A 23,276-nucleotide genomic window follows, 5' to 3' on the forward strand; every position below is an offset into this window, starting at 1 on the left:
CGCCGGGCGCGTCCGCGCCGCTGGGGTCGATCCTACTGACCGCTCCGACCCACCTGGATAGGCTTGGCCCATGGCAGCGCACAAGCGTCAGGCGGTCGGAGTCGACATCGGCGGCACGGGGATCAAGGGGGCGATCGTCGACCTCGAATCCGGCGCGCTGACGAGCGACCGCATCAAGGTCGCGACCCCGAAGGGCGCGCAGCCCGAAGACGTCCTCGGGGCCGTGCGCGAAGTGCTCGCCACGCTCGGCGTCGACGACTCGGACACGCCGTTGGGTGTCGCGTTCCCGGCGATCGTCAAGGACGGACGAACACTGTCCGCGGCGAATGTGTCGGAGCGGTGGATCGGCTTCGAGGCCGAGAAGTTCTTCGAGGACGGGCTCGGCCGCGACATCCACTTCGCGAACGACGCGGACGTCGCCGGTGTCGCCGAGGTGCGGTACGGCGCCGCGAAGGGTCAGCGGGGCCTCACGCTGCTCACCACGCTCGGCACCGGCATCGGCTCGGCGCTCATCTACAACGGGGTGCTCGTGCCGAACACCGAGCTCGGTCACCTGCACCGGGCGAAGCACGGCAAGGATGCCGAGGCGTATGCCGCGTACTCGGCGATGGAGCGCGACAGTCTCACGTGGGAGGCGTGGGCCAAGCGCCTCCAGTGGTACTACGGCCATCTCGAGTTCCTCTTCACCCCCGACCTCTTCGTCGTGGGCGGTGGAGTGTCGAAGCACGCCGACCAGTTCCTGCCGTTGCTGAAGCTCAACACGCCGATCGTGCCCGCGGTGCATCGGAACAACGCGGGGATCATCGGGGCGGCCGCTCTCGCCGGCGACGAACGTTAGCCGTCGGCTCGCGGGGAGACCCCGCGACTGATCAGAGGCGAATGGGCCGGCCTGTACGCCGGGTTCTGTTCCGGGGCCGAAGCCCCATCGACGGTCATCTCTCTCGGCGACACGTTGCCGTGCCGCTCCAGCGGCCTACCCGGGGACTCGGCGGGCCGCGTCATAGTCCCCTGTCTGGCCTTGCTCCGGGCGAGGTTTGCCGTGCGAGTCGCGTCACCGCGACCCCGGTGGTCTCTTACACCACCCTTTCACCCTTACCCCGGTCGAACCGGGGCGGTCTGCTCTCTGTGGCACTGTCTCGCGGATCGCTCCGGGTGGGTGTTACCCACCGCCCTGCCCTGTGGAGCCCGGACGTTCCTCGGCACGTCACGGGAATCCCGTGCGCGACGCGACCGTCCGGCCGACCCATTCGCACCTGAATTCTACCGGGCCGGGCTGAGTTGACTTGAGGTCGCCTGAGATGAGATTGTGACCGATTCCCTGCTCTCGGAAGCCGATCTGTAGTACCGTGCTCCGTAGACCTTCATCTGGGGAAGGTCATTGTCGATTGACTGGGGATTTCGACATGCGTAAATTCTTTGTTGCTGCCGCTGTGTCGGCATCGCTGTTGCTTCTGGCGCCCGTCGGCGCCTCCGCGGCGATGGATCCTGAACCGCCGGCCCCGTCGCCGACGAGCACCAGCTACACGCCGGACAACCCTGACGAGCCGACGCTCGCCGGGTCGACCGCCGTCGGCGAGTGCGAGCGCGACGTTCCGTGGATCTCCTACAGCGTGACGCTCACCGACCCCGACAACCAGTCGACGAGCGACGAGGTGTACCTCGTGATCACCGACGGCGTGAACACCATCGAGATCTTCCTGGGCACGTTGGTGAACGGCGAGTTGAGCGGTCGCGTGCTGTGGCCCGGTGCGTCCGTCGATGAGAACGGGATCGCCGACGGCTGGCCGGGCTGGGCGTTCGAGAACGGCGAGTGGATCGAGATCGACGGAAACTTCGCGTGGACGCGCGGCGACATCACCGCGTTCATCCGCGTGAACCCTGAGGTCGCGGTCGCGCTGGCCTACCCGCCCGCGACGCCCGAGTGCAACGCCAACCCGCGCAACCCTTCGACCGCAGGCTTCCTGTCGTCGACGGGCATGAGCCAGCTCGTACTGCCGACCGCGATCATCGGCGGCCTCGTGCTGGCGGCCGGCCTCAGCCTGTTCGTGCTGCGGCGGCGCCCCCGCAACTGAGACGGGGGCGGCTCTTGTCCTCCTCAGTGCGACGTGCGCTGGGGAGCACGCGGGGGGTGCTGGTCGTCTCCTGGGTGCTCTTCGGTGCGTTCATCCTGACCCTCGTCTGGATCGGCTGGCGCGCCTGGCTCGTGAAAGATGAGCTCGAGGCGCTCATCCCTCTCGTCGAGCAGGCGAAGGCGGCGACCGAGGTGCGCGATCTCGACGCACTCGAGGCCGTCGCAGGGGAGACGAGCGAGCACGCGGCCCGCGCCGCCGAGTTGACGAGCGAGCCGATGTGGGCCATGGCCGAGGCGATGCCCATCGTCGGCGCCAACTTCTCGGCAGTTCGCGTCGTGTCGCAGAACCTCGATGCGCTCACCGACACGGCGGTCCTCCCCCTGACGGGGATCGTCCGGCAGGTTCAGGAGTCCGCCTCGGCAGGCGGCGAGTTCGACCTCGACACCATGGCCGCGGCGCGGGAGCCGCTGTCTGCAGCCGCGGGGACGTTCACGACGGCCGCCGCCGAGCTGAACACCATCGACCCCTCGAAGCTGCTCGGCCCCGTGTCCGAGGGCGTGACGAGCCTGACCGAATTCGTCGTGCAAGCCGCCCCGATCGTCGACGCCTTCGACCGTGCCGCCCAGGCGCTTCCCCCGATGCTCGGCTCCGACGAACCGCGCCAGATCCTCGTGATGGTGCAGAACGGCGCCGAGCTGCGGACAGGGGGCGGCATCAGCGGCTCCTTCATCCTCCTCACAGCGACACAGGGACGCATCTCGGTCGCAGCCCAGGCCGATGCCGCGGTGTTCCCTGTACTGGGCGAGTCGATCATCGAGATCCCCGAGCCGGTGGTCGACCTGTACGGCGAGGTCGTCGGCGAGTGGGTGCAGAACACGACGATGCCGTCCGACTTCGAGCTCACCGCTGAGCTCGCGACGGCGTGGTGGACGAGCGTGGGATACGCGGCGCCCGACACGGTGGTGTCGCTCGACGTACCGGCGCTCGCCGCGATGCTCGGCGCGATCGGACCCATTCCACTCGACGACGGCCGCTCACTCGGTCCGGAGAACCTCGTCGAGATCCTGCTCACGGAGCCGTACCTGACCATGGACGGCGAAGAGCAGACGGCCTTCCAGCGGATGATCACGCGAGCCGTCTTCTCGAGCGCGATGTCGGCTTCGCTCTCGCCGCTCAAGTGGGGCGAGGCACTCATGAAGCCGATCGAGGAGGGCCGCATCTCGGTCTGGAACGCGCGGCCCGAGGAGCAGGCCGTCTTCGACGGCACGCAGCTCGCCGGACCGGCCGCACGCCACGCATCCGCGGATCCTGCCGTGTCGATCTACCTGAACGATGCGACGGCGGGCAAGCTCGACCTGTTCCTCGGGGTCGAGATGGGCATCGCCGAGCTCGACTGCCGCTCCGACGGGCGCCACGACCTCGTCGTGGAGGTGACACTCACCAACGAGGCGCCCGAGGACGCGGGCGAGCGGTTCTCCGACACGATGACCGGCGCCGGCCTCGCCGGGATCCCCCGGGGTCAGATCGCGACGAACATCACCGCGGCCGGACCGGCCGGGTCTTTCGTCGGCGGCGTCCGGATCGACGGCGAGCTGAGTCGCACGCGCCTCGCGACCGAGAGCGGATTCCCGTCGAGCGTCGCACGCGTCATACTCGCTCCCGGCGAGTCGAAGACCGTCGAGTTCCGGTTCGTCGCGAGCGGCACAGGCGATGTGAACCCCGACCTGCTCCACACTCCGCTGCTGCGTGTGCCCGCGATCACCGAGATCGACGCGGCCTGCCGCTGACGCGGGTCAGCTCTTGTCGGCGGTGCGCGAGATGCGCACGTCGAGCGGGAAGTCCACGGGGAAGTCGCCGAACAGCAGCCGACCGGCGGTCGCCGCGGACTCCTGCACGGCGACCGCGACCTCTTCGGCGAGCGCCGCGGGGGTGTGCACGATCACCTCGTCGTGCAGGAAGAACGCGAGGTGCGGATGCCGCGCGAACACCGGCCCGGACCGCGGCGCCTCCGCGCCGTCGCTCGGGAAGGTCATGCGGTCGAGTCGTCCGCGCAGGTCGGCCAGCCACGACAGAGCCCACTCGGCGGCGGTCCCCTGCACCACGAAGTTGCGCGTGAATCTCCCGCGATCGCGCGCCCACCGCCTCGCCCGCGTCTGGTCGGCGGCGGAGGCATCGGCCTCGGTCGCCTGCGACTGGGCCGTGCGCCATCCCTCCGACGGCGGCGGTGAGCTGCGGCCGAGCCACGTCGTCACCACTCCCCCGTCCTCGCCCACGCGGGCCGCCTCGTCGACGAGCGACATCGCGCGCGGGAACGTGCGCCGCAGCCGCGGCACGAGCCGCCCGCTGTCGCCGGTCGTGGCGCCGTACATCGCACCGAGGATCGCGATCTTCGCCTCCTGGCGCGTCTCGACGATCCCGCTCTCGACGATCCCCGAGTAGAGGTCTCTCCCCCGCGCGGCGTCGGCGAGCGCGGCATCCGACGACATCGCCGCGAGCACGCGCGGCTCGAGTTGGGCGACGTCGGCGACCACGAGCAGCCACCCCGGGTCGGCGCGCACCGCCGTCCTCAGCATCCGGGGAAGCTGCAGCGCTCCCCCGCCCGACGACGCCCACCGGCCGGTCACGACGCCACCGGGCACGTACACGGGGCGGAAGCGCCCGTCACGCACCCACTCATCGAGCCAGGTCCACCCGTTGGCGGTCAGCAGCCGCGAGAGCTTCTTGTACTCGAGCAGGGGCGGTATCGCCGGATGCCGCTGCTCAGCGAGCTCCCATCGGCTCGTGCTCTCGACGAGGATGCCCGCACGGTGAAGCGAACGCAGGAGCTTCGGCTGCGAGTCGAGCGAAGCGCCCGAGTCGCCCAGTGCGAGCCGCACCTGGCGCGCGAGCTCCTCCATCCGCGCGGGCTGACCGCCGCCGGCTGGCCGTTCGCCGAGCGTCTCGACGAGGATCGCGTCGTGCGTCGCCGCATCCCAGGGGAGCCCCGCCGCCCGCAGCTCGACGGCGATGAGCGCTCCCGCCGACTCGGCCGCGGTGAGCAGGCGCAGACGCCCGGCCTCGGACGAACGCGCGATCGCGAGCCGCTGACGTTCGAACTCCGCGGCCACGCCCGCGAGATCGTCGGGCGGCCCCACCGGCCCCTCGTCGAAGCTGAACAGCGCCGAATCGTCGTCCACCGCCTCCGCGAGAGGCGTCGCATCCCACTCGACGACGCGCCTCAGGCCCGCGTCATCCGCCACGAACACCGAGTCGCGCAGGATCGCGTGGCACAGCCGCAGGTCGTGGCAGCGCGCGACGCGCACTCCGGCGTCGAGCAGCGGCCCGTACCAGCTGGGCGCGTCACTCCACACCCACCGGGGCCGGTGCACAGTCTCGCGAACGGCGACCCACGCCGCAAGCTCCGTCCGGGGCACAGTCGTGCGGCGCAGCTCACGGGCGTCGGCGTCGAGCTCGAGCGCCTCGACTCCCCCGGCCGTCCGGCCGAGCACGATCCACGCGGGAGCGAGCGCCTCAGGCGCTTCCATCGCCGAGCTCGCGGCGGAAGGACTCGCGCAGATCCATGGACGCGTTGGCCGCGGCATCCGCCCTCGCGTTCGACAGCCGCGGCACCCACTCGAAGGTCACGTCGCGCCCCACTGTGAGCGCCTGCGCACGGCGCGCGAGCACCTGCATGTCGGGGTGCTTGACCTTCCAGCGGCCGGTCATCTGCTCGACGACGAGCTTCGAGTCCATGCGGACGAGCACCGCCGCCTCAGGGTCGCGCTCGAACGCGGCCTCGAGCCCGGCGATGAGGCCCGTGTACTCTGCGACGTTGTTCGTCGCGATGCCGACGTACGCGCCGATCTCGGTGAGCACGGCGCCGGTCTCGGCGTCGATCACGACCGCACCGCCTGCCGCCGTGCCGGGGTTGCCGCGCGAGCCGCCGTCGGCCTCGACGATGAGGCGGCGTCCGTGTGCGCTCACAGGCCGGACTCTTCGGTGCGCACGAGGATGCACCCGCACTCGGGACACGTCACGACGGCGTCCTCGGCCGCCTGGCGCACCGCCTGAAGGTCGGTGCCGGCGAGCACCATGTGGCAGCCCTCGCACGTGCCGCGGCGCAGCAGCGCGGCGCCGGCGCTGCGCGTCGCCAGCCGCTCGTACAGCGCGACGAGGTCGGGGGGAACGGTGGCTGAGATCGCGGCGCGGTCGCGCGTCGCGGATTCGAGGGCGGCGGATGCCTCGGCCACCACGCGCTTGCCTTCGGCGCTGAGCTCGGCGCCGAGCTTGTTCGTCTCGGCGATCAGCGCCTCCTGCTCGGCGACCGCCGCGTCGGCCTCCTCGAGACGCTCCATCACCTCGAGCTCGGCGTCTTCGAGGTCGCTCTTGCGGCGTGCAAGGGACGCCAGCTCGCTCTCGTAGCCCTGCGCCTCTTTCACGTTGCTGGTCGCCGCGAGCCGCTCGGTGTCGCGCGCGCGGCGCGCGTCGACGACGGCGACGTCGGACTCGATGCGCGCGAGCTCGGCGCGCAGGTCGTCGCGCGCGCCGAGGCGGGTCGAGAGCTCCAGCGAGAGCTCCTGGCGGCGCGTCAGGAGCTCGTTGACGCGTGCCGCCTGGGGCGGGTTCTTGCGCGTCGCTTCGGCCTGTCGGATACGGGCGTCGAGATCGGCGATGTCGAGAAGACGGCGCTGGTCGGCAGGGCTGGCGTTCACGCTGACCAACCTATCGTGGGCGGCGGACGCGAGGACGCGGCATCCGGCGCCTTCGTCCGATCCCTCAGTCCCCGCGGTCGCCCGGCCGAACGAACCCGGTCTCGTAAGCGAGCACCGCGATCTGCACGCGGTCCCGCACGTCGAGCTTCGAGAGCAATCTCGAGACGTAGGACTTGACGGTCGCTTCGCTGAGGTAGAGGCGCGATGCGATCTCGGCGTTCGGCAGGCCGCGCGCGACGAGCTTGGCGATCTGGGTCTCGCGCTCCGTCAGCGCCCGCATCGCGGGCGGCAGATCGGGCTCCACCGCGAGCATGCCGAAACGGTCGACGAGGCGTGCGATCACGCTCGGCGACAGCATGGCCTCGCCTGCCGCGACGACGTGCACTCCCTGTACGAGACCGGCAGGCGAGACATCCTTGAGGAGGAATCCCGAAGCGCCGGCGCGGATCGCTCCGTAGACATGATCGTCGAGGTCGAAGGTGGTCAGGACCAGCACTTTGGGTGGAGAAGGCAGTGCCACGACGCTGCGGGTGGCCTCGATTCCGTCCATCTGCGGCATCCGGATGTCCATCAGGACGACGTCCGGGCGATACTCGCGCACGAGCTCAACCGCCTCGATGCCGTCGGCGGCTTCACCCACGACCTCGAGCCCAGCGCGCTCGAGGATGAGGCGGAAGCCCGCGCGCACGAGCTCCTGATCATCCGCGACCAGCACGCGCAGTGCGGCTCCGCGGTCACCCATGGCGCGACACCGCCGGGAGCACGGCGCTCACGCGGAAACCGCTGCCATTGTGCCCGGCGGTCACCTCACCGCCGTACAGCGCGGCTCGCTCACGTATGCCGATGAGCCCGTGCCCGACTCGCCCCTCGTGCCCTGAGCCGACGGCGGTGCCGTCGTCGTGGACGTCGAGCTCGACCGCGGCTTCACTCACCCGCACGACCACACGTGCGTGCGAGGCATCCGAATGCTTGCGCACGTTTGTGAGCGACTCCTGCACGATCCGGTAGACCGCGAGACCGAGCCCCGCCGGCACGCTCCCCAGATCCCCGTGCGTGTCGAGGGTGGTGTGCAGGCCGTGGGACTCGGATGCCTCGACGAGATCGCGAAGGGCGGCGAGGCCGGGCTGCGGATCGAGCATGACCGCATCCTCAGGATCGCGCAGCATCTCGACGACCCGCCGCACTTCGTCCAGCGATGCGGTGCCCGTCGATCGGATGCTCTCGAGGGCGCGACGCACGAATTCAGGGTCGTCGCCGACGACCTGCTCGGCGGCGCCGGCCTGCACGACCATGACGCTGACCGAATGGGCGAGTATGTCGTGAAGCTCCCGCGCGATGCGTGTGCGTTCGGCGGCGACCGCTGCGATTGTCTCCTCACGCGCGTGGTGCTCGACGTCACTGAGTCGCAGGGCGGCTGCCACCGCGCGCTGCTCGGACAGCCGAAGTCCCCATCCGACGGCGAACGCGACGGTGCACATGCTCCAGTGGAAGACGATCTCATCCAGACCCTGCAGGGTGTCGAGGAAGATGTCGCCGAACAGGAGGGTCGCGGCGGCGACACCGGCGCCGATCCACGGCACGCGCCCCCGACCGTGTCGCGCGAGTGAATACAGGGCGACCATGAACGGCACTATCTGGCCGAAGAACAGAGCGTGCATGTGGCCGAGCGTGACCACTCCGATCGCGAGCCACACGACGAAGACGATGATGCACGCTTCTGTGCGCAGCCGCCTCAGCGCGATCGCGGCACCGGACAGCACGACGCCGATGGAACTGACGATCGGGGAGCCGTCACCGTAGACGGACTCGAACGGAATCCAGAGTTCGGCGAGCCCCAGCACGATGACCACGACGGCGAGGAACGCGTCCTGCACGCCGACCCAGAGGCGTCGTCGCCAGATCATGGCCCCACGCTATCGGTCGGATCCGAGGGCGGGATCATCCTCGGGTCGATGGTCTATCGACTGCGGTCGATCGCCGCCGGCGCCGTGGACGACCGCGAGGCGACCGCGGGCCGATGTCGGCGCGGCGAGGGCTCTCTAGCGTCGACAGGACACCGGTGCGGGCAATCCGCACATCGACCGGAAGGAACCGCTCATGACCGAGCTCCCCCGCATCTACCGACTGGTGACCGTGGTCGCCCTCGTACTCTGGTCGGCTCTGTCCGTCCTGTACATCGCCACGCTCGCGATCCCCGACCCCACCTTCACGACCGTCTCGACGTTCGCGTTCCTCTGCGCCCAACTCGCGCTCGGAGTGTCGGCGGTCGGCCTCGGTCACCTGCTTCGTGACCGCACCCCCGTGCTCGCCCCGACTGCCGCGGGCCTCCTCTTCGTCAGCGCGATCGGGCACGCCGCGTCCGCCGGCGCGATGCTCGCCGCCCCCGACCTGGATGCCGCGTCGATTCCGTGGTCGCTCAACCTCGTGGCGATCCCGACCATGATCGGCGTCGTCGGCGGGACGATCGTGCTTGCGGTCGCACTCTTCCGCGCGAAGCTCGGCATCGCGTGGCTGGGTGTGGTGCTGATCGGCTGGGTGATCGTCGAGTTCTTCCTCTCAGGCCTCGGCGTCTGGGCGCAGCTGGCTTCGGCCGCGCTGCTTATCGTCGGCTTCATCGGCCTGGCCGTCGTCACAGCCCGTAGCGAGCTGCGCGACTGGTCGACGGTGCACGAGTGGACCGTCGCCGCCCGCGTCGCCGATCCGGAGCCCGCGATCGCCTCCGAGTGAGACCTCCGGCGCCCGGCTCCGATCACGGCGGCCGGGCGCCGCGGGCCGCGAGGGGTCTGGTGGGCCCTGCCGGGATCGAACCGACGACATCCACGGTGTAAACGTGGCGCTCTACCAGCTGAGCTAAAGGCCCCTTGTGGCAAGTCTACGAGTCCGGCGGGGCGAAGCCCCCCGCAGGGCCGGGCGGATCGATCCGAAGGGCGCGGAACTCGCTAGGCTGGAGGATGGTGCGTTGTCAGATGCGAACAAAGCCCGACACGCCTCGTACCGCAGGGACTGGCATGATCTGCCAGACGACGAAAGGTCTCTTCCGTGACTGTCCACGACCAGGATCCGTACTCGCAGGAACCGCTCGACAGCGACCCGGAGGAGACCGCCGAGTGGCAGGAGTCCCTGCAGCAGCTCATCGACGCGAACGGGCGCTCGCGTGGTCGCGAGATCATGCTGAGCCTGCTGCAGACGTCGCGCGAGCTGCAGCTGAACGTGCCACAGGTCCCGACGACGGACTACATCAACACGATCGCGCCCGAGAACGAGCCCGAGTTCCCGGGCGATGAGGAGCTCGAGCGCCGCTACCGCCGCTGGATCCGCTGGAACGCCGCGCTCACGGTGCACCGCGCGCAGCGCCCCGGCATCGGCGTCGGCGGTCACATCTCGACCTACGCGTCGTCGGCCTCGCTGTACGAGGTCGGCTTCAACCACTTCTTCAAGGGCCTCGACTACCAGTCCGGCGGCGACCAGGTCTTCATCCAGGGCCACGCCTCCCCCGGCATCTACGCGCGGTCGTTCCTCGAGGGGCGCCTCACCGAGCAGCAGCTCGACGGCTTCCGCCAGGAGAAGTCCAAGTTCCCCGACGGGCTGCCCTCGTACCCGCATCCGCGTCTCATGCCCGACTACTGGCAGTTCCCCACTGTGTCGATGGGTCTCGGACCGATCAACGCCATCTACCAGGCGATGACCAACAAGTACCTCACGAACCGCGGCATCAAGGACCTCTCCGAGTCCCGCGTGTGGGCGTTCCTGGGCGACGGCGAGATGGACGAGGTCGAGAGCCGCGGCCAGCTGCAGATCGCCGCGAACGAGGGCCTCGACAACCTCACGTTCGTCGTGAACTGCAACCTCCAGCGCCTGGACGGACCGGTGCGCGGCAACGGCAAGATCATCCAGGAGCTCGAGAGCTTCTTCCGCGGTGCGGGCTGGAACGTCATCAAGGTCGTGTGGGGCTCCGGCTGGGACGAGCTGCTCGCGAAGGACCTCGACGGCGCGCTCGTGCACCTCATGAACACGACGCCCGACGGCGACTTCCAGACCTACCGCGCCGAGGACGGCGCGTTCATCCGCGAGCACTTCTTCGGTCGCGACGAGCGCACCGCCGCGCTCGTGAAGGACTGGTCGGACGACGACATCTGGGGCAAGCTGCGCCGGGGCGGTCTCGACTACCGCAAGGTGTACGCCGCCTATAAGGCCGCGGTCGAGCACAAGGGGCAGCCGACGGTCATCCTCGCCAAGACGATCAAGGGCTACGGTCTCGGTCACCACTTCGAGGGACGCAACGCGACCCACCAGATGAAGAAGATGACCCTCGACGACCTGAAGCACTTCCGCGACTCGATGCGCATCCCGATCAGCGACGCGCAGCTCGAAGAGGACCCGTACCAGCCGCCGTACTTCAACCCCGGCCCCGAGGACGAGACGATCCAGTACATGCTGGAGCGCCGTCGCGGGCTCGGCGGGTTCCTTCCGGAGCGCCGCACGCACCACGTCGACATCCAGCTTCCGGGCGACGAGGCGTACGCGCTGCCGAAGAAGGGCTCGGGCACGCAGGAGATCGCCACGACGATGGCGTTCGTCCGCCTGCTGAAGGACCTGCTGCGGGCGAAGGACTTCGGTCACCGCATCGTGCCGATCATCCCCGACGAGGCGCGCACGTTCGGCATGGACGCGTACTTCCCGACCGCGAAGATCTACAACCCGCACGGGCAGAACTACACCTCGGTCGACCGCGATCTGCTGCTCGCCTACAAGGAGAGCCCGCAGGGACAGATCATGCACGTCGGCATCAACGAGGCCGGCGCCGCCGCCGCGTTCACCGCGACGGGAACGTCGTACTCGACACACGGCGAGCCGCTCATCCCGGTGTACGTCTTCTACTCGATGTTCGGCTATCAGCGCACCGGAGACGCCCTCTGGGCCGCCGGCGACCAGATGACCCGCGGCTTCATCATCGGCGCGACCGCCGGCCGGACGACGCTGACCGGTGAGGGCCTGCAGCACGCCGACGGGCACTCGCCGCTCCTCGCGTCGACGAACCCCGCCACGATCGCGTACGACCCCGCGTACGGGTACGAGATCGCCCACATCGTGCGCGCGGGCCTCGAGCGCATGTACGGCGGGCAGCACCCCGATCCGAACGTCATGTACTACCTGACGGTCTACAACGAGCCGCTCGTGCAGCCGGCCGAGCCGGAGGAAGTCGATGTCGACGGCATCGTGCGGGGCATCCACCGCATCGCCGTCGGCGAGGGCGACGGACCCCGCGCTCAGCTGTTCGCGTCGGGCGTCGGTGTGCCGTGGGCCCTCGAGGCGCAGCAGCTCCTCAAGGAGGACTGGGGCGTCGTGGCCGACGTGTGGTCGGTGACCTCGTGGAGCGAACTGCGTCGCGACGGCCTCGCCGCCGACGAGCACAACTTCCTCAACCCGGAAGCCGAGCCCAAGTCCGCGTATCTCACCGAGAAGCTGCGCGACGCTGACGGACCGGTCGTCGCGGTCAGCGACTACATGCACGCCGTGCAGGACCAGATCCGCCCGTGGGTGCCGAACCGCTTCGCGACGCTCGGCGCGGACGGCTTCGGCTTCTCCGACACGCGTCCGGCGGCCCGTCGCTTCTTCAAGATCGACGGACCCTCGATCGTGGTGCGGACGCTGCAGGAGCTCGCCGCCGAAGGCAAGATCGACCGCGGCCTTTCGACGCGGGCGATCGAGAAGTACCGCCTGCACGACGTGTCGGCCGGCACGAGCGGCAACGCGGGCGGCGAGAGCTGACCCGGGCGATGCCCGAGACGACGCCGCTCGGCAAGGCCGAGACGCTCGCGTGGTTGCGCCGCATCTCGGGCGACCTCGCCACGGCGACGATCAAGCGTCTCGAGGAGACGCTGCCGTGGTACGCCGAGATGCCGCCGGCGCGACGCTCCGCGGTGGGGCTCGTGGCGCAGGCGGGCATCACCTCGTTCATCCAGTGGTACGACGAGCCCAACTCGACGCCGTGGATCGCCGCCGACATCTTCGCCGCGGCCCCGCGTGAGCTCCTGCGCAGCGTGAGCCTGCAGCAGACGCTCCAGCTCATCCGGGTGACGGTCGAAGTCACCGAGGAGCGGGTCGCCGACCGTGGCGAGCACCTGCGCGAGGCGATCCTCCTCTACTCGAGGGAGGTGGCGTTCGCCGCGGCCGACGTCTACGCACGCGCTGCAGAGGCCCGCGGGCTGTGGGACGCGCGGCTCGAGGCGCTCGTCGTCGACTCGATCCTCACGGGCGAGGCCGACGAGGAGCTCCCGAGTCGGATCGCCGCGCTCGGCTGGCACGGCCACGGCGAGGTCTCGGTGCTCGTCGGCACGACACCCCCGCAGTTCGACATCGATCAGCTGCGTCGCACCGCGCGCAAGCTCGGCGTCGACGTGCTCGTGGGCGTGCAGGGGTCGCGCCTCGTCCTCGTGATCGGGCGGGCCGAGGCATCCGCTCGTTCCGATGACACCCCGACGGAGCTGCCGTTCCTCGACATCGCGAACCGACTCGAACCGGGGTTCGGCAGCGGGCATCTCGTGCTCGGGCCGACCGTTCCGGCGCTCGTCGACGCCGGACAGAGCGCCCGAGCGGCGCTCGCGGGCTTCGCCGTCGCCCGCGCGTGGCGCAACGCCCCGCGCCCCGTCGAGGCCGACGATCTGCTGCCGGAGCGCGCGCTCGCGGGAGATCCGCTCGCCAAGCAGACGCTCGTCGAGCGCATCTACCGCCCCCTGCAGGCGCACAGCGCGGATCTGGTGACGACGCTGTGGAGCTACCTCGACAACGGCCGCTCGCTCGAGGCGACTGCGCGCGAGCTGTTCGTGCATCCGAACACCGTGCGCTACCGCCTCAAGCGAGTGTCGGATGTCATCGGATGGGACGCCACGGGGGCGCGGGAGGCGCTGATCCTGCAGACGGCTCTGATCCTGGGATCGATCGGCACGGATGCCACGCGGCGCCGCCCCGCGCCGACCCGACGCCCGTCGCACTGACCCCTCCGCGAGCACTCCGCCCCTGTGCGGCACGCACAAAGGACTCCCCCGATCTTGTGTGGATGCCGCCAGATGAGAGGCGAGATCCTTGGCAGGATGGGATGGTGATCATCGCCGTCTTCCCCGGGCAGGGGTCGCAGACACCCGGATTCCTCTCCCCCTGGCTCGAGCTCGACGGGGCGCGTGAGCAGCTGGAGGCCTCCTCCGAGGCCGCCGGCGTCGACCTCGTCGCGGCCGGGACCGAGTGGGATGCCGACCGCATCCGCGACACGCAAGTCGCTCAGCCCCTCATCGTCGCCGCGAGCATCCTGTCGTGGACCGCGCTGGCCGACCGGTCCAAGACGAAGCCCGACGGCTTCGCCGGCCACTCGGTCGGGGAGATCGCGTCGCTCATCGCGGCGGGCGTGCTGACGCCGACGGACGGCATGCGCCTCGTCGGCATCCGCGGCCGGGCCATGGCGAAGGCCGCGGCCGCCGAGCAGACGGGTATGAGCGCCGTGATCGGCGGAGACCAGGACGCGGTCGTCGGGCGCCTCACCGAGCTCGACCTGACCCCGGCGAACTACAACGGCGGCGGTCAGCTCGTGGCCGCGGGCGCTCTCGACGCACTGGCGGCCCTTGCCGAGAACCCTCCCGCCGGCACGCGTGTGATCCCGCTGCAGGTCGCGGGCGCCTTCCACACGCGCTACATGGCCCCCGCCGTCGAGACGCTCCGCGAGGCGGCGGCCGAGGTCGCGGCATCCGACCCCGCCGCCACCGTGTGGACCAACCGCGACGGCTCCGTCGTCTCGAGCGGCAAGGACGCCCTCGACCTCCTCGTGGCGCAGGTCGCCTCCCCCGTGCGGTGGGACAGGTGCATGGAGGCCTTCGCAGCCGCAGGTGCGACAGGCATCATCGAGTTCGCGCCCGCCGGCACGCTCGTGGGGCTCGCCAAGCGCGCGCTGCGCGGCGTCCCGGCCGTCGCCGTCAAGACCCCCGCTGACCTGACCGCGGCCGCCGACCTGCTCGGCGCCGCCGAGAATGGAGCACAAGCATGACCGCCGGCGTCATCCAGCCTCAAGGGGCCGCGCACACGCGCATCTACTCGTACGGAGCGGCACGTGGCGAGATCGTCGTGCCCAACGACGACCTCGTCGGCCCCATCGACTCCAGCGACGAGTGGATCCGGCAGCGCACGGGCATCGTCACGCGCACGCGCGCGGTGAAGGAGACGACCGCGATCGACCTGTCGACGGATGCCGCGGCAGAGGCCGTCCAGAAGTCGGGCGTCGACCCAGCCGACATCGACCTCGTCATCGTCGCGACGATCAGCAACCCGAAGCAGACGCCGTCGGTGTCGGCGATCGTGGCCGACCGCATCGGCGCGAACCCGGCCGCGGCCTACGACCTCAACGCCGCGTGCGCGGGCTTCGCGTACGGCGTCGCGCAGGCCGACGCCCTCATTCGCGCGGGTGCGGCGACGCACGCCGTCGTCGTCGGCGCCGAGAAGCTCAGCGACGTCGTCGATCCCACCGACCGCAGCATCTCGTTCCTGCTGGGCGACGGCGCGGGCGCGGTGGTCATCGGCCCGAGCGACACCCCGGGCATCGGTCCGACCGTGTGGGGCTCCGACGGCTCGAGGGCCGACGCGGTCGGCATGAACCACACGCTCGTGGAGTTCCGCGACGGAGCCGCGCCGTGGCCCACGCTGCGCCAGGAGGGCCCGACGGTCTTCCGCTGGGCGGTGTGGGAGATGGTGAAGGTCGCACGGCAGGCCCTCGAGGCCGCGGGGGTCGAGGCATCCGATCTCGCTGCCTTCGTGCCCCACCAGGCGAACATGCGCATCATCGACGAGTTCGCGAAGCAGCTGAAGCTCCCCGACACCGTCGTGATCGCGCGCGACATCGAGACGACCGGCAACACGTCGGCCGCGTCGATCCCGCTCGCGACGCATCGGCTGCTCGAAGAGCACCCCGAGCTCAGCGGCGGGCTCGCGCTGCAGATCGGCTTCGGGGCGGGACTCGTGTTCGCGGCCCAGGTCGTCGTGCTCCCGTGAGCGCTCCGCGCCCGACTCTAGACTGAACTGGCCCCACGGGCCCCGACCATCCAAGAAGGAGAAACCATGGCACTCACCAACGAAGAGGTCCTCGCCGGACTCGCCGAGCTCATCACCGACGAGACGGGGATCTCGGCCGACGAGGTCGCGCTCGAGAAGTCGTTCACCGACGACCTCGACATCGACTCGATCTCGATGATGACGATCGTCGTCAACGCCGAGGAGAAGTTCGGCGTGACGATCCCCGACGACGAGGTCAAGAACCTCAAGACCGTCGGCGACGCGGTCACCTACATCACGGACAACCAGTCCTGAGGGCACGCGGGCGGGTGCGCACTCTGCGCCCGCCCGCCCCTTCTGCCCTCTGCCCACGACCACGAGGAACCACTTCATGAGCACCAAGCGCATCGTCGTCACCGGCATCGGAGCGAGCTCGCCTCTCGGAGGGACCGCGCCCGAAAGCTGGTCGGCCCTGCTCGACGGCGTCTCGGGAGCGCGCACGCTCGAGTACGACTGGGTCTCGCAGTACGAGCTGCCCGTCACGTTCGCCGCCGAGGCGAGGGTGCGGCCCGACACCGTGCTCGAGCGACCTATGGCCAGGCGGCTCGACCCCGCATCGCAGTTCGCGATGGTCGCAGCCCTCGAAGCATGGGCGGACGCCGGCGCGCCCGAGGTCGAGCCCGAGCGGCTCGGCGTCGACTTCGCGACCGGCATCGGCGGCGTGTGGACGCTGCTCGACGCGTGGGACACGCTGCGCGAGAAGGGCCCGCGCCGGGTCATGCCGATGACGGTGCCCATGCTCATGCCGAACGCGGCCGCGGGCAACCTGTCGCTGCACTTCAACGCGCGCGCGTTCGCTCGGACCGTCGCCAGCGCGTGCGCGTCGAGCACCGAGTCGATCGTGAACGCGTACGAGCACCTGCAGTCGGGCCTCGCCGATGTCGTGATCGCGGGCGGCACCGAGTCGGCGATCCACCCGATCACGGTGGCCGCTTTCTCGTCGATGCAGGCGCTGTCGCGTCGCAACGACTCCCCCGAGACCGCGTCGCGCCCGTGCAGCGTCGACCGTGACGGATTCGTCATGGGCGAGGGCGCCGGCGTGCTCATTCTCGAGACCGAGGAGCACGCGCGCGCCCGCGGCGCCAAGATCTACGCCGAGCTCGTCGGCGGCGGCGTCACCGCGGACTCGTACCACATCACGGCGAACGACCCCGAGGGCCTGGGCGCATCGCGCGCGGTTCGCATGGCGCTCGAGATGGCGGATGCCTCGCCCGATGACGTCACGCACATCAACGCGCACGCGACCTCGACCCCCGTGGGCGACCCGAACGAGTACGTCGCGCTCAAGACCGTGTTCGGCGACCGCGTCGAAGAGATCCCGGTTTCGGCGACGAAGTCCTCGACCGGGCACCTGCTCGGCGGAACGGGCGCGCTCGAGGCGATCTTCACCGTGCTCGCGCTGCGCGACCGGCAGGCTCCTCCGACGATCAACGTGACCGAGCAGGACCCCGAGGTGCCGTTCCGCATCTCCGGCTCCGCCACCCCCCTGGGTGAGGGCGACCAGCTCGCGATCAGTAACTCGTTCGGGTTCGGCGGGCATAACGCCGTCGCGGCGTTCGCTTCCGCCTGACTCCGGCACTCGACAGAGATCCCCGGGCGTCCAGTTCAGGAAGCCCGGGGATCTTCGTCTGCTCCGGGGGCGGCGATTCGCCTTCCCAGCGCCGGGACTGCTGTCTCCGGCATCCGGTATTCGCGCCTCGCCGCGCCCCGGGAGTCTGTTCGCGCACCCGTCGGGCGCGCTCGCCGGTCACCCCACCTTGTGCAGCCACACGACGGGCGCGTCGTCGCTCGCGTGACGGAACGGCTCGAGCTCGTCGTCCCACGCGGAGCCGAGCGCGACCTTGAGCTCGCGTTCGAGCTCTCGCGGGTCGCCCGCCGCGAGCTCCATGGCGTAGCGGATGCGGTCCTCACCGATGACGACGTTGCCCGCGGAGTCGGTCTGGGCGAAGTGGATGCCGAGACTGGGTGTGTGGAGCCATCGGCCGCCGTCGCTGCGCGGCGTCGGGTCTTCGGTCACCTCGAAGCGCAGGTGCTCCCAGCCACGGATCGCGGTCGCCAGCGCGGCACCCGTGCCGGCGGGCCCGGTCCAGTAGAACTCGGCCCGGCGGCTGCCGCTGAGCACAGCCTGGTCGGTCCAGTCGAAGCTCACCGCACGCCCGAGCACACGCCCGACTGCCCACTCGAGGTGGGGGCACAGCGCTCGTGGCGCGGAGTGGATGAAGACCACGCCACGCGCCTGAGGTGTCGCCATGATGTCTCCGTTTCGTCCAGGTACGTCTTCCCCAACGTCCTGACACGGAGTGCGGCGATATTCGGTTGTGCTGGGGCCATTATGCCCGCGGATCGGGCGGAATCACAAGGATGTCATTCCGTGTCGCGCAATCCGGAGGCAACTCGGACGCAGCCCGGACGCACGTCGGCCCCGGTCCGAGAACCGGGGCCGACACGGATGATCGGGTGAGATCAGGCCTCGCTCATGGCGCGGACCTCGGCCTGGCCCTTGGCGGCGTAGTAGGCCGCACGAGCAGCGTCCTTGCGCGCCTGCTCGGCGTAGCCCGCCTCGAGCACGTCCTGCGGGACGTGGACGCTCTCGACGCGGTTCACGCCGTTGTGCTTCTCGATGTAGGCGTCGAGCTCGGGGCCCGACGTCCACGACGTGATGAGGCAGTAGCGCGGGTCGGTGCCGACGTGGGTCGCCGCGTGCCACAGGCGCTGCGTGTCGATGATGAGCTGCGCGCCGGCGGGAAGCGCGATGCGCACCTCGCCCTCGGGGTCGGTGCGGTTCTCACGCAGGACGAAGAAGCTGTCCTTGTCGTCCGTGAGGTTGAAGAACCCGCGCACGACCCAGCCGGTGCCGTCGGGATTGAGGCGGTTGTTGTCGTCCTGGTGCAGGTTGTAGAGGCACTCGCCGTACGGCGTCGGCTGCAGCTCGATGACGCGGCAGCGGCCGACGTTGGCGCCCGGCTCCTGCGCGCGGCGGGTGAGGATCGGGGCCTTCTCGACCTGCGACGGGATCCACACGCCGTCCTTGTCGGTACGCGGCGGCTTGTGGTTCCAGAACCCGTTGCACTCGATCTCGCCCTTGGCGCTCGCGAGCGGCGCGAAGCGGGTGTCTCCCGAGGACTTCCAATCGACGTACTCGATGTCGAGCCACTCCTTGGGATCGAGCTCCTGGTTGTAGCGGTCGAGGACGACGTAGCCGGTCTCCTCGAGCGCCTCGCACTTGATGTAACCCATGAACGGATTGCCTTTCGGTCAGCGGGCCAGCACGTTTTTACAGGCCCGACTGAGGCAAGCCTACCCGCGCCTCCTCCACCGCTCCTGGCGGCGTGACCGTGGAAAACCCGTTCCCGGGATGCCGCTCAGCCCGGTCGACTAGAGTGAATGACGGCGTGTCCGGCCGCTCCTCGCGCCCGCGCCACCGAGCACTTCGAGGGAGCAATCCGGGCGATGGTCAATGCCACGAATGTCGACGCGACCGCGGTGAACACCATCGGATGGCTGTCGGCGGGCGACTGGCGCATCGTCGTGCCGGTATATCAGCGCCAGTACCGATGGGACATCGGCGGCTGCGAGCAGCTGCTGTCCGACATCCGCGCCGTCGCCGACTTCGACGACCGGCACATGCACTTCATCGGCTCGATCCTGTCGTCGATCAGCTCCCACGACGGATCCCGCGACCTCGTCCTCATCGACGGGCAGCAGCGCATCACAACGCTCATGCTCCTCGTCGCCGCGCTCCACCACACCGTGCGCGACGACGACCCCGAGCTGGCAGCCCAGCTCGAGCGGGTCATCGTCCGGCTCGACTCGGGCGAGACGAAGCTGCGGCCGCATCCGGCGTGGGCCGACGTCTTCGAGAGCGTCGTCCTCGACCAGCGGGCTCCCGCCGACGCGACCCGCGAGTCCCGCTTCGACGACAACTACGCCTTCTTCCGCAGCCAGATCAGCGCCGACGAGGCTCCCAGGATCTGGCGCGGCCTGCAGAAGCTCGAGCATGTCGCGATCACGCTCGGCGCGGGCGCGAACGCGCAGCAGATCTTCGAGAGCCTCAACTCGACGGGCGAGCCGCTGCGCGACCACGAGCTGATCCACAACTACGTGCTCATGGGTCTCACGCACGCCGAGCAGCGCGAGATCGAGAGCGAGTACTGGCTTCCGATCGAACGCAACACGGGCGAGGCGATCGCCGCGTTCTGGCGGCAGTACCTCGTCATGAAGACCGGCCGCGAGGTGGTCGTGACGGGCGGTCGCGGGGTCTACGACACCTTCCGGCAGGTCTTCCCGCGGCTCGATCTCGACAGTCTGCGCGGGCACGCGGCCCAGTGGCGCGAGTACTCCGAGGTGTATCGGGTGCTCCTCGATCCGGAACAGGCGACGGATGCCACGGTCGCCCGCCAGCTCGCATACCTCACCACCTTCGGCAGCGGCATGTATCCGCTCGTCATGCGCGCGTACCGCGAGCACCTCCACGGCGAGATCACCACCGCCGAGCTCATCCGGACCCTCGAGCACGTGCAGTCGCTCCTGATGCGCCGTGCCATCGTCGGCGTGAGCAACGATCGGCTCGTCGCGCGACTCTGTCGCGCCCGCGAGAACGGCGCCCACGCGCTGCTCGCGGCGATCTCGCGCATCACGCCCTCCGACGAGCGCGTACGCGCGGCGCTCAAGTACGCCGAACTCCCCCACCCCGCCTACGTGCTCGCCCGCCTGTCGGGTGTCGACGGCACCGACGGGCTCGAGGTCGCACACGTGTTCCCCCTCGCACCGTCCGACAACTGGAGCGGCGACGGCGAGCGCGAGTGGGCGGACCACACCGAGGACGAGCAGAACAGCCATCGCGCGCTCGCGCAGACGATCGGCAACCTCGCCCTCCTCGAGGAAGACCTCGCCGTCCGCGCGTTCGACCTGTCGTTCCGCGCGAAGAAGGGCGTGTTCGCGCGCAGCGCGGTGGCGACGACCACCGAGCTCGCCGAGATCGACGCGTGGAACACGGCGGCCATCACGGCACGATCGGCACGCCTGGCCGAGCGCTTCGTCGAGGTGTGGGAGCGGCCCGCGGTCGGGCTCATCGACGACGACGGCCTCACCCCGATCCTCGACGCCGTGCGGCGGCGCGGCTGGCCGCGCGGCTGGCAGCGCGAGTGGGACTACGTCGAGTACCGCGGCGAGCACTGGGAGGTGCACGACGTCAAGTACCTCTTCAACCGCGTCTTCAAACGCCTGTGGGCCGACTCGCGCGACGCCGTCGTCTCGTACTGTGCACGCCGTGGCGGTCCGGTGTACGGGGCGCAGTCGTGGAACGGCCAGTGGGATCGCCTCGACGACGACCACTACCTCTACATGGGCTGGGACTCCAGCTACATGCTCACCGCGGTGCAGGGCGTGCTCGAAGAGGCCGGCATCGCGCCCGAGGTCTTCGTCAAGTACTCGTATATCGGCAACGCGATGTGACGAATCAGCGGATGCCGCGCCCCGGGGCCGTGTGCAGCTGGACGCCCGGCTCGACGTCGCATCCCTTGATCCCCCTCCCACCACGCGGCCGGACTGATCAAGCTGCTCGCGCTCACACCGGGGCGTTGATGCACCGCGAGCGCGTCCTGGACGCGCTGTGGCCCGAGCGTATCGGAGGGGTGTGTGTCGATACGCTCGCCCTCGCCGAGCGGTGGAGCGACCCTGTCGTCATCGCACCGGGCGACGAACGCGCCCACGTCGCCGTCATGCGCGAGAAGCTCGCGCGCGTGCGTCGCCTTCCTTCCCGCGCGTGAGGTCGACCCGGCGCGCGGCGGTCGCGAGTACGGGTGGGCCCACCCACAAGTTCGTTCGCGAGACACCCGGACGACGTGTGAAGGCGCCGCCCTTGGACGGCGCCTCACATGTGGGGCGGGTGGGACTTGAACCCACGATCGTCGGGTTATGAGCCCGCTGCCTTGACCAGCTTGGCCACCGCCCCTCGGCCATCGAGCCTACCGCCCGGTGCACCACAGACCGCGCGTGGGAGAATCGCAGCGTGGATGTCGTCGGCTGGATCGTGCTCGGGGGCCTGGTCGTCGGCGCGATCGCGCTGGTCGCGCTCGCGCCGCGGCTCCAGCGCGACAACCTGCGCCGGCAGCTGGAGGGCGGCGGCGGCTCGCTCGCGGGGATCGGCGGCGGCCTCGACGCCGTGTGGCGTCCGTCCGCCGAGGAGGCGCACGCGCAGTGGGAGGCGCAGGTCGAGATGCCCGCTCCCGCGCCGACGCCGGGCGACGGCTACCTCGACGGCGGCACCATCGTGATCTCGGTCGACCGCCCGGTCGCGCAGGACTGACCTACTCCGCGTCTTCGGGATCTCGAACGGGCGGTTCCGGCCACACCTTCGCGACCGCCTCCGTCACGCGCACCGAGCCCGTCGTGGGGTGCGGGGAGTCGAGAGAACCGGAGCTTCCGCGCTGGATCGGCAGCTCCTGGCTGTCGCTGAGGACTTGCGGGTGGTAGCGCGAGAGCTGGAAGACGCCCCACACCGCGAGGGCTCCGGCGACGCCGAAGCCGAAGTACGCCCAGAGCGGCGCGTGGGCCGCCTCGTTGAGCACGATCAGGCCGATGAGGATCGCGACGATCGGGTCTATGACCGTGAGCCCCGCGATGACGAGATCGGGTGGTCCCGACGAGTACGCGGTCTGAACGAAGTAGGCCCCCATCGCGGCCGCCGCGATCAACGCCACGAGCGACGTGACGGTGAGCCACTCGAAGTCGCCGGTCTGGATGCGGCTGATGACCACCTTCGCGAGCGTCGCGACGAATCCGTAGAGCACGCCTGCGCCGACGATGTAGAACAGCGCGCGCATCCGGTGCCGCAGCCAGATCCACAGAGCGGTGAAGGCGACCACGACGCCGAGCAGGAGTAGCAGGATCGTGATCACCTGCCCGTTGGTCACGCGCTCCTCCGTCGCGAACAGAGCCGCGATCGTGACGAAGATGAAGATGCCGCCGGTGCACGCGCCGATCGCCATGAGCGAGCGTCTCGTGGGCCGGTGACCGCTGATGCGCGCGTTGAGCAGCGTCGTGATCACGAGCGCGATCGCGCCGAGCGGCTGCACGACGATCAGCGGCGCGAACGAGAGAGCGGCGAGCTGGCACACGATCGCAACGCCGAGCATGACCGTGCCGATCACCCACGACGGACGCGACAGCAGGCGGAGGAGCTGCTTCGAGTTGAGCCCCTGCGTCGCGGCCGAACCGCTCAAGCGCTCGACCTTGAGCACGCCGCGGTGCTGATACTGCGCGCCGAACGACATGAAGATCGCACCGAGCAGCGCGAGCGGGATGCCGATCAGGAGCCCGGGGTTGCGGAACACGCCGAGGAGCGTGTCGCCCACGCTCTCGAGTCCGACGTCGCCCACGAGCACCCTCCGACACTACCTTGCAGGTCCGCGCGGCTAGGCTC

General features: G+C 70.0%; 21 protein-coding genes, 2 tRNA genes and 1 other RNA gene. 13 read left to right on the plus strand and 11 right to left on the minus strand.

The features are described from left to right. Nucleotides 1-70: 70 nt before the first annotated feature. Nucleotides 71-838, plus strand: coding sequence for a polyphosphate--glucose phosphotransferase (gene ppgK, locus BJ991_RS12525; protein WP_179490482.1), 768 nt, complete (start codon nt 71-73; stop codon nt 836-838). A gap of 38 nt (nt 839-876) precedes the next feature. On the opposite strand, the gene rnpB is transcribed toward ppgK, so the two are convergent. Next, an RNA gene (gene rnpB / locus BJ991_RS12530) (RNase P RNA component class A) lies at nt 877-1,246 on the minus strand. Between the two features lie 157 nt (nt 1,247-1,403). Between rnpB and BJ991_RS12535 the strand changes: the two genes are divergently transcribed. Beyond that, nucleotides 1,404-2,072 carry a cell wall protein gene (locus BJ991_RS12535; RefSeq protein ID WP_179490484.1) on the plus strand — a complete coding sequence of 223 codons (669 nt, stop codon included), beginning with the start codon at nt 1,404-1,406 and terminating at the stop codon, nt 2,070-2,072. A gap of 56 nt (nt 2,073-2,128) precedes the next feature. Then, nucleotides 2,129-3,859 (plus strand): DUF4012 domain-containing protein, encoded by a 1,731-nt coding sequence (locus tag BJ991_RS12540; RefSeq protein WP_179490486.1) that lies wholly within the window; start codon nt 2,129-2,131, stop codon nt 3,857-3,859. 6 nt (nt 3,860-3,865) lie between these two features. On the opposite strand, the gene BJ991_RS12545 is transcribed toward BJ991_RS12540, so the two are convergent. The 5 genes from BJ991_RS12545 to BJ991_RS12565 all read right to left on the minus strand — a co-directional run bounded on the left by BJ991_RS12545 (nt 3,866) and on the right by BJ991_RS12565 (nt 8,667). Beyond that, a complete protein-coding gene (locus tag BJ991_RS12545) occupies nt 3,866-5,596 on the minus strand; it encodes a bifunctional 3'-5' exonuclease/DNA polymerase (RefSeq protein ID WP_179490488.1) in 1,731 nt (576 codons plus the stop codon). Then, a complete protein-coding gene (locus BJ991_RS12550; protein WP_179490490.1) occupies nt 5,583-6,035 on the minus strand; it encodes a reverse transcriptase-like protein in 453 nt (150 codons plus the stop codon). The genes BJ991_RS12545 and BJ991_RS12550 overlap by 14 nt, the downstream gene beginning before the upstream one ends. Further along, on the minus strand, nt 6,032-6,763 hold the full coding sequence (locus BJ991_RS12555; protein ID WP_179490492.1) for a CT398-like coiled coil hairpin domain-containing protein: 732 nt from the start codon (nt 6,761-6,763) through the stop codon (nt 6,032-6,034). Before BJ991_RS12555 ends, BJ991_RS12550 begins: the two co-directional genes overlap by 4 nt. 64 nt (nt 6,764-6,827) lie before the next feature. Further along, entirely contained in the window at nt 6,828-7,505 is a 678-nt protein-coding gene (locus BJ991_RS12560) for a response regulator (protein ID WP_179490494.1), read from the minus strand. Continuing rightward, a complete protein-coding gene (locus BJ991_RS12565; protein ID WP_179490495.1) occupies nt 7,498-8,667 on the minus strand; it encodes a sensor histidine kinase in 1,170 nt (389 codons plus the stop codon). The genes BJ991_RS12560 and BJ991_RS12565 overlap by 8 nt, the downstream gene beginning before the upstream one ends. A 193-nt stretch (nt 8,668-8,860) precedes the next feature. On the opposite strand from BJ991_RS12565, the gene BJ991_RS12570 reads away from it, so the two are divergent. Further along, nucleotides 8,861-9,490, plus strand: coding sequence for a hypothetical protein (locus BJ991_RS12570; protein WP_179490496.1), 630 nt, complete (start codon nt 8,861-8,863; stop codon nt 9,488-9,490). A 57-nt stretch (nt 9,491-9,547) separates the two neighbouring features. On the opposite strand, the gene BJ991_RS12575 is transcribed toward BJ991_RS12570, so the two are convergent. After that, nucleotides 9,548-9,623: transfer RNA gene (locus BJ991_RS12575), tRNA-Val, on the minus strand. Between the two features lie 179 nt (nt 9,624-9,802). Here BJ991_RS12575 and aceE point away from each other — a divergent pair. From aceE to BJ991_RS12605, 6 genes are all read left to right on the plus strand, one after another. Then, nucleotides 9,803-12,532: a pyruvate dehydrogenase (acetyl-transferring), homodimeric type gene (gene aceE / locus BJ991_RS12580; protein WP_179490497.1), complete on the plus strand. Its 2,730-nt coding sequence runs from the start codon at nt 9,803-9,805 to the stop codon at nt 12,530-12,532. An 8-nt stretch (nt 12,533-12,540) separates the two neighbouring features. Continuing rightward, nucleotides 12,541-13,758 carry a PucR family transcriptional regulator gene (locus tag BJ991_RS12585; protein ID WP_179490498.1) on the plus strand — a complete coding sequence of 406 codons (1,218 nt, stop codon included), beginning with the start codon at nt 12,541-12,543 and terminating at the stop codon, nt 13,756-13,758. A 104-nt stretch (nt 13,759-13,862) separates the two neighbouring features. Continuing rightward, entirely contained in the window at nt 13,863-14,795 is a 933-nt protein-coding gene (locus tag BJ991_RS12590; RefSeq protein ID WP_179492774.1) for an acyltransferase domain-containing protein, read from the plus strand. After that, nucleotides 14,792-15,793, plus strand: a complete 1,002-nt coding sequence (locus BJ991_RS12595) for a beta-ketoacyl-ACP synthase III (protein ID WP_179490499.1) — start codon at nt 14,792-14,794, stop codon at nt 15,791-15,793. The genes BJ991_RS12590 and BJ991_RS12595 overlap by 4 nt, the downstream gene beginning before the upstream one ends. Nucleotides 15,794-15,859: 66 nt before the next feature. Further along, on the plus strand, nt 15,860-16,108 hold the full coding sequence (locus BJ991_RS12600; protein WP_179490500.1) for an acyl carrier protein: 249 nt from the start codon (nt 15,860-15,862) through the stop codon (nt 16,106-16,108). A gap of 76 nt (nt 16,109-16,184) precedes the next feature. Further along, nucleotides 16,185-17,423, plus strand: coding sequence for a beta-ketoacyl-[acyl-carrier-protein] synthase family protein (locus tag BJ991_RS12605; protein ID WP_179490502.1), 1,239 nt, complete (start codon nt 16,185-16,187; stop codon nt 17,421-17,423). Between the two features lie 177 nt (nt 17,424-17,600). Here BJ991_RS12605 and BJ991_RS12610 read toward each other — a convergent pair whose 3' ends face one another. Then, the gene (locus BJ991_RS12610; RefSeq protein ID WP_179490504.1) at nt 17,601-18,104 is read right to left on the minus strand and encodes a DUF3145 domain-containing protein; all 504 of its coding nucleotides are present in this window, start codon (nt 18,102-18,104) and stop codon (nt 17,601-17,603) included. Nucleotides 18,105-18,316: 212 nt separating this feature from the next. After that, nucleotides 18,317-19,090 carry a hypothetical protein gene (locus BJ991_RS12615; protein WP_179490506.1) on the minus strand — a complete coding sequence of 258 codons (774 nt, stop codon included), beginning with the start codon at nt 19,088-19,090 and terminating at the stop codon, nt 18,317-18,319. Between the two features lie 213 nt (nt 19,091-19,303). Here BJ991_RS12615 and BJ991_RS12620 point away from each other — a divergent pair, with 213 nt between their 5' ends. Both BJ991_RS12620 and BJ991_RS12625 read left to right on the plus strand, forming a co-directional pair. Next, on the plus strand, nt 19,304-21,307 hold the full coding sequence (locus tag BJ991_RS12620) for a DUF262 domain-containing protein (protein ID WP_179490508.1): 2,004 nt from the start codon (nt 19,304-19,306) through the stop codon (nt 21,305-21,307). A gap of 128 nt (nt 21,308-21,435) precedes the next feature. Further along, nucleotides 21,436-21,621 carry a hypothetical protein gene (locus BJ991_RS12625; protein WP_179490510.1) on the plus strand — a complete coding sequence of 62 codons (186 nt, stop codon included), beginning with the start codon at nt 21,436-21,438 and terminating at the stop codon, nt 21,619-21,621. A 111-nt stretch (nt 21,622-21,732) separates the two neighbouring features. Here the strand turns inward: BJ991_RS12625 and BJ991_RS12630 are convergent. Beyond that, nucleotides 21,733-21,806, minus strand: a tRNA-Ile gene (locus BJ991_RS12630). Between the two features lie 57 nt (nt 21,807-21,863). Between BJ991_RS12630 and BJ991_RS12635 the strand changes: the two genes are divergently transcribed. Further along, nucleotides 21,864-22,160 (plus strand): hypothetical protein, encoded by a 297-nt coding sequence (locus tag BJ991_RS12635; protein ID WP_179490512.1) that lies wholly within the window; start codon nt 21,864-21,866, stop codon nt 22,158-22,160. A gap of 1 nt (nt 22,161) precedes the next feature. Here BJ991_RS12635 and BJ991_RS12640 read toward each other — a convergent pair whose 3' ends face one another. Next, nucleotides 22,162-23,238 (minus strand): DMT family transporter, encoded by a 1,077-nt coding sequence (locus tag BJ991_RS12640; RefSeq protein ID WP_179490514.1) that lies wholly within the window; start codon nt 23,236-23,238, stop codon nt 22,162-22,164. Nucleotides 23,239-23,276 lie beyond the last annotated feature (38 nt).

The organism is Microbacterium immunditiarum (genome assembly GCF_013409785.1).
GTDB lineage: Bacteria > Actinomycetota > Actinomycetes > Actinomycetales > Microbacteriaceae > Microbacterium > Microbacterium immunditiarum.